Origin of the sequence: Pseudomonas sp. AKS31, from assembly GCF_023634765.1 — a bacterium.
Lineage (GTDB): Bacteria > Pseudomonadota > Gammaproteobacteria > Pseudomonadales > Pseudomonadaceae > Aquipseudomonas.
The window spans coordinates 77490-83894 of the sequence record NZ_JAMLFX010000010.1 but is presented as its reverse complement, the minus strand read 5'-3'; the positions used below and the strand labels follow the sequence as shown (position 1 = coordinate 83894).

5 protein-coding genes are annotated in these 6405 nt (G+C 58.1%); 1 reads left to right on the top strand and 4 read right to left on the bottom strand.

Features of this window, described 5'->3' with window-relative positions:
• From dnaJ to grpE, 3 genes are all read right to left on the bottom strand, one after another.
• The coding region (dnaJ, locus tag M9827_RS21600; protein ID WP_250607069.1) for a molecular chaperone DnaJ at positions 1–1063 on the bottom strand (1063 nt) is incomplete at its 3' end.
• 297 nt (positions 1064–1360) lie between these two features.
• Positions 1361–3277 carry a molecular chaperone DnaK gene (gene dnaK / locus M9827_RS21595; protein ID WP_250607068.1) on the bottom strand — a complete coding sequence of 639 codons (1917 nt, stop codon included), beginning with the start codon at positions 3275–3277 and terminating at the stop codon, positions 1361–1363.
• A gap of 102 nt (positions 3278–3379) precedes the next feature.
• Positions 3380–3946, bottom strand: a complete 567-nt coding sequence (gene grpE / locus M9827_RS21590) for a nucleotide exchange factor GrpE (protein ID WP_123451551.1) — start codon at positions 3944–3946, stop codon at positions 3380–3382.
• Positions 3947–4186: 240 nt separating this feature from the next.
• Between grpE and recN the strand changes: the two genes are divergently transcribed.
• Positions 4187–5860, top strand: coding sequence for a DNA repair protein RecN (recN, locus tag M9827_RS21585; protein WP_250607067.1), 1674 nt, complete (start codon positions 4187–4189; stop codon positions 5858–5860).
• A 75-nt stretch (positions 5861–5935) separates the two neighbouring features.
• Here recN and fur read toward each other — a convergent pair whose 3' ends face one another.
• Entirely contained in the window at positions 5936–6340 is a 405-nt protein-coding gene (fur, locus tag M9827_RS21580) for a ferric iron uptake transcriptional regulator (protein WP_003221515.1), read from the bottom strand.
• Between the last annotated feature and the right edge of the window lie 65 nt (positions 6341–6405).

Below are 6405 nucleotides of genomic sequence, written 5' to 3'. Positions count from 1 at the left end.
TGTTGTCGTCGGCCAGCGAGCTGCGGAACTCTTCCAGCAGCTCGCGCTGACGACGGTTCAGGTTGACCGGAGTCTCGACTGCCACACGGCACATCAAGTCGCCCGCACCACCGCCACGTACCGGCGCCACACCTTTGCCGCGCACGCGGAACTGCTTGCCGGTCTGAGTGCCCTCAGGGATTTTCAGTTTGACGCGACCGTCGAGGGTCGGAATTTCCAGCTCGCCGCCCAATGCAGCATCGACGAAGCTGATCGGCACTTCGCAGAACAGATGCTTGCCATCGCGCTGGAAGATGTCGTGCTCGCGCACATTGATGACGACATACAGGTCGCCCGTCGGGCCGCCCTGCGTACCCGCTTCGCCTTCGCCGGACAGACGAATGCGGTCTCCGGTATCGACGCCAGCCGGCACTTTGACCGACAGGGTTTTGTACTCTTCAACGCGGCCGTCACCGTGGCAGGAGTCGCACGGATCGGAAATGATCTTGCCCTGGCCATGGCAACGCGGGCAGGTTTGCTGCACCGAGAAGAAGCCCTGCTGCATGCGCACCTGACCGATGCCGCCGCAGGTCGGGCACGTCGAAGGCGACGAGCCTTTCTTCGCACCGGAACCATCGCACGGCTTGCAGTTGACCAGCGTCGGTACGCGGATATTCACGGTCGTGCCGCGCACCGCTTCTTCCAGATTCAGCTCCAGGGTGTAGCGCAAGTCGCTGCCACGCTGGGCGCCGCCACGGGAACCGCCGCGACCGCCACCGAAGAAATCACTGAAGACATCGCCAAAGATGTCCGAGAAGTTCTGGCCACCGAAACCGGCACCACCGCCACCCATGCTCGGGTCGACGCCGGCGTGACCGTACTGGTCGTACGCCGCGCGCTTGCTGGAATCGGACAGCACTTCGTAGGCCTCATTGGCCTCTTTGAACATATCTTCCGACGCTTTGTCACCGGGATTACGGTCCGGGTGGTGCTTCATCGCCAGGCGACGGTAGGCCTTTTTCAGGTCCGCTTCGCTTGAGCCGCGCTCAACACCCAATACTTCGTAATAGTCACGCTTTGCCATAAGTTCTTTGCACTCTTGAGGACGTCCGGCAAACCCCTCCTGAGGATGGCCAAACTCGTTGAGCCCCAATACAGGCCCGGACCCAACTCACGTCAATTCAACGATCCTGGTCTTTGTTTCTTGTGGTACTTGCGGCGCGGAAAGCAGGAGCATTCCCGGCCATACCAGCAACACGCGAGGCTTGTCGCATGCTGTAAAAATTCGCGTATTCCAGATACGCCAACGCGGGAGCTAGCTCCCGCGCGGCGACATCCTACCAGTCACTGCCTGAAGGCAGTCAACCGGCCGACCAACAACTTACTTGTGGTCTTTGACTTCTTCGAACTCTGCATCGACAACGTCGTCAGCCTTCTCAGCCGATTCGCCTTGCGGGGCCGCGCCATCAGCTGGCTGAGCCTGTTCGGCGTACATCTTCTGAGCAACCGGGGCGGAGACTTTCGACAGCTCCTCAACCTTGGCTTCGATGGCAGCCTTGTCGTCGCCTTTGACAGCGGCTTCCAGAGCAACCACAGCAGCCTCGATCGCAGTCTTCTCTTCGGCGGTGACCTTGTCGCCCGCGTCAGCAATCATCTTGCGAGTCGAGTGAACCAGTGCGTCACCCTGGTTGCGGGCAGCGGCCAGCTCTTCAAACTTGCGGTCTTCCTCAGCGTTGGCTTCGGCGTCACGCACCATGCGCTCGATTTCTTCGTCGGACAGACCGGAGTTGGCCTTGATCACGATCGACTGGGTCTTGCCGGTAGCCTTGTCTTTCGCACCAACGTGCAGGATGCCGTTAGCGTCGATGTCGAAGGTCACTTCGATCTGCGGCACGCCACGTGGAGCTGGTGGAATGTCGGCCAGATCGAACTTGCCCAAGGACTTGTTCTGTGCGGCTTGCTTGCGCTCACCCTGCAGAACATGAATGGTCACAGCGCCCTGATTGTCGTCGGCAGTCGAGAACACTTGCGATTTCTTGGTAGGAATCGTGGTGTTTTTCTCGATCAGCGCGGTCATCACGCCACCCATGGTTTCGATACCCAGGGTCAGCGGGCTGACGTCGAGCAGCAGAACGTCTTTCACGTCACCGGCCAGAACGGCGCCCTGAATCGCAGCACCCATGGCAACGGCTTCGTCCGGGTTAACGTCTTTGCGCGCTTCTTTACCGAAGAAATCGGTAACCAGCTTCTGTACCAGCGGCATACGGGTCTGGCCACCGACCAGAATCACGTCGTTGATCGCGCCAACGTCGATACCCGCGTCTTTCATGGCGATGCGGCAAGGCTCGATGGTGCGCTGAACCAGGTCTTCTACCAATGCTTCGAGCTTGGCACGCGAGATCTTCACGTTCAGGTGCTTAGGACCGGTGGCGTCTGCAGTGATGTACGGCAGGTTGACGTCGGTCGACTGAGCGGACGACAGCTCGATCTTGGCTTTCTCAGCGGCTTCTTTCAGGCGCTGCATGGCCAGCGGATCACCTTTGAGGTTCATGCCGCTTTCTTTCTTGAATTCGTCAACGAGGTAGTCGATCAGACGAATGTCAAAGTCTTCACCACCAAGGAACGTGTCACCGTTGGTGGCCAGAACTTCGAACTGGTGCTCGCCATCAACTTCAGCGATCTCGATCACGGAAACGTCGAAAGTACCGCCACCCAGGTCATAAACGATCACGGTGTGATCGCCCTTGGCCTTGTCCATACCGTAGGCCAGAGCCGCTGCGGTTGGTTCGTTGATGATACGTTTTACGTCCAGACCGGCGATGCGGCCGGCGTCTTTGGTCGCCTGACGCTGGCTGTCGTTGAAGTAGGCCGGAACGGTGATTACCGCTTCGGTCACGGTCTCGCCGAGGTAGTCTTCGGCGGTCTTCTTCATCTTCTTCAGAATTTCAGCCGAGATTTGTGGCGGTGCCATTTTCTGGCCGTTCACTTCAACCCAGGCGTCGTTGTTGTCAGCCTTGACGATCTTGTAAGGGACCATCTGGATGTCTTTCTGCACAACTTCTTCGTCGAAACGACGACCGATCAGACGCTTTACCGCGTACAGAGTGTTGTGCGGGTTGGTCACAGCCTGACGCTTGGCCGACTGACCTACGAGGATTTCGCCATCGTTGGCGTACGCGATGATCGACGGCGTGGTACGCGCGCCTTCAGCGTTTTCAATAACTTTTGCCTTGCCGTTTTCCAGCACGGAGACGCAGGAGTTGGTGGTCCCCAGGTCGATACCGATAATTTTGCCCATGTTAACTCTCCCGAAACTTTGGATTTTTTTGCCGCAGCAGTGGTGGCTAACTGCGGTAATACTTAAACGCTTGACTTCTAAATGGGGGCCTTGCGGCTAATTTCAAGCCTTCTCGTCAATCGAAGGCGAAATTGGCGCAGGCGCCTTGCTGACCACAACCATGGCCGGACGCAGCAGGCGACCGTTGAGCTGGTAGCCCTTCTGGAACACCTTCAGAACACTGTTCGGTTCTACGTCGGCGCTTTCCTGCATGGCCATCGCCTGATGGTGAACGGCGTTGAACGGTTCGCCATGCGGATCGATCGCTTCCAGCTGATAACGCTTGAGGGTGTCGTGGAACATCTTCAGCGTCAGCTCGATGCCTTCGCGCATCGGCCGAATGCTTTCGTCGTCCGGGTTCGACAGCTCGAGGCCGCGCTCCAGGCTGTCAACGATCGGCAACAGGTCGCCGGCAAATTTTTCCAGGGCAAACTTGTGCGCCTTTTCGACGTCCTGTTCGGCACGGCGACGGACGTTCTGCAGATCGGCAGCAACACGCAGAGATTGATCCTGCGCGGCGGCCAATTGCTCTTCGAGCACTTGTACACGGGTCGCCAGGTCATCACCCGAACCTTCGGGCGCCTGATTGGCTTCTGGGTTTTGCGTATCTACTGTCTGTTCGTCAGCCATAGAATTCTCCTTTCAATTTCGTCCGCGAGCCTGACTCGCGCTTCTGCCCCGATATATGGGGCCGCAAAATCAGGCTTCAAGGGCCTTCAAACATTAACCCTACAAAAAAGTGTCGAATCTTCATTCCTCGATGCGCTAAGCAGATTTCAGATCCAAGCAAATCGAGCTAAGGGAGGGCATTGTCAGCGCGAAACAAAACACTGTATAAATAACCAGACCTTTAGCTTGGGAGCGGCCTTTATGCTGGTGCACCTGTCCGTACATAACTACGCCATCGTTGAACATCTCGATCTCGAACTTGATCGCGGGATGAGCGTGATCACGGGTGAAACCGGCGCTGGCAAATCGATCATGCTCGACGCGCTGGGCCTGACCCTCGGTGATCGTGCCGACAGCGGCGTGGTGCGTCCCGGCGCCGACAAGGCCGACATCCTCGCGACCTTCGATCTGGCGGACATCCCTGAAGCCAGCGCATGGCTGGCCGAGCGCGATCTGGAGACTGATGGCCCGTGCATTCTGCGCCGGGTGATCACATCGGAAGGTCGTTCGCGCGGCTACATCAACGGCACGCCCTGCCCGCTCGGCGACCTCAAGTCATTGGGCGAGTTGTTGATCGATATCCACAGCCAGCATGAACACCAGTCCCTGCTGAAAACCGATACTCATCGCCGCCTGCTGGATGAGTACGCCGGCGCTACCGACCTGGCCCGCCAGGTTCAGCTCGCCGCCCAGCGCTGGCGCCAGACTCGCCAAGAGCTGGAGCGCCTCTCCAATTCCGGCGACGAACAACGCGCGCGCCATCAGTTGCTGAGCTATCAACTCGAAGAGCTGGAAAACCTCGGCCTCGGTGATAACGAGCTGGAACAACTGGAGCAGGAACACAAAAACCTGACCAACGCCGAAACCTTGCTGGGCATTTGTCGGCAAGTGGTCGAGCAATGCAGCGAAAGCGATTCCGGCAATGTATTGAACGCACTGACTGCGAGCCTCAATCGCCTGTCGAGCGTGAACAACTCCGTCGGCGCACTGGGCGAAGCGAGCAGTTTGCTCACCAGCGCACAGATTCAGGTAGAAGAAGCCGTCGGCGAACTGAATCGCTTCCTCGATAACTTCGATGCCGATCCGGCGCGCCTGCAATATCTGGAAGAACGTCTCGACGCTATTTATACCCTGGCGCGCAAACACCGGATTCAACCCACCGAAGTCGGCGAAATGCAGCAGAAGCTGCTGGATGAGATCGAAACCCTCAACGCCAACGACGAATCCATCGAGCGTCTGGGTGAAGAACTCGCCTCCTACGCCCGCCACTATCAAGAGAAAGCCCGAGAACTGAGCGATTTGCGTCATCAAGCCTCCGACAGTCTCGCCAGCGCAGTCGAGCAGGAAATTCAGCGACTGGGCATGCCGGGTGGTCGCTTCACCATCGAATTGAAAGCCAACAGCAGCGACGAGTTATTGCCCAACGGGCTGGAGCAGGTCGAATTGTTGGTCAGCGCCAACCCGGGCCAGCCGCTCAAGGCATTGGCAAAAGTCGCTTCCGGCGGTGAGCTGTCACGGATCAGCCTGGCGATTCAGGTCATCACCGCACAGACATCTCGTGTTCCGACGCTGGTATTCGACGAAGTGGACGTCGGCATCGGTGGCCCGACCGCGGAAATTGTCGGCCAACTGTTGCGCCGTCTCGGGGATCGCGGCCAGGTTCTGACCGTCACGCACTTGCCGCAGGTGGCAGCGCAGGGCCATCAGCACCTGTTCGTGCACAAGGTGCGCGGCGAAGAGGCGACGCACACCGCCGTTTCCAAGCTGAGCAAGAACGAGCGTATAGAAGAAGTGGCGCGCATGCTCGGCGGCATTGACCTGACCAAGGAATCCCTCGCCCACGCGAAAAAAATGGTGGTCACCGCCAAGGTTTAGGAACGCAAGAAAGCACGAAGGCGACCCTTGGGTCGCCTTCGTTCGTTTCGCGAATGTGAAATTCGCGCGACATGCTTACTTTTTCTTGCGTACGTACAGCACCAGATTGTGATCTACAAGATCCACACCGTGCTCCTCGGCAATTGCTTTCTGGAGCTTTTCGATTTCCGGGCTGACGAATTCGACGACTTCACCGGTTTCCACGTTGACCATATGGTCGTGGTGTCCACCGTCGGCCAATTCGAATACCGCATGACCGCCGTCGAAGTTGTGACGGACCACGAGGCCAGCCGCTTCGAACTGGGTCAGAACACGGTAAACCGTGGCCAGACCGACGTCCTCACCAGCTTCCATCAACGCCTTGTAGACGTCCTCGGCACTCATGTGACGCTGCTCGGTGGAGTCGAGCATTTGCAGGATCTTGACCCGTGGCAGGGTCACTTTGAGGCCGGCTTTGCGTAGTTCGCTATTTTCAACCATGGTCAGCTTTCTCGCGATGCTGCTTCGCAGCTTCTCTTAATGCGGGTATGATCGGCGTTTACGTT

What these genes read in the sequence shown, in the direction of transcription:
- dnaK (WP_250607068.1), bottom strand. Translation starts at nt 3,277, where the DNA reads ATGGGCAAAATTATCGGTATCGACCTGGGGACCACCAACTCCTGCGTC.
- grpE (WP_123451551.1), bottom strand. Translation starts at nt 3,946, where the DNA reads ATGGCTGACGAACAGACAGTAGATACGCAAAACCCAGAAGCCAATCAG.
- recN (WP_250607067.1), top strand. Translation starts at nt 4,187, where the DNA reads ATGCTGGTGCACCTGTCCGTACATAACTACGCCATCGTTGAACATCTC.
- fur (WP_003221515.1), bottom strand. Translation starts at nt 6,340, where the DNA reads ATGGTTGAAAATAGCGAACTACGCAAAGCCGGCCTCAAAGTGACCCTG.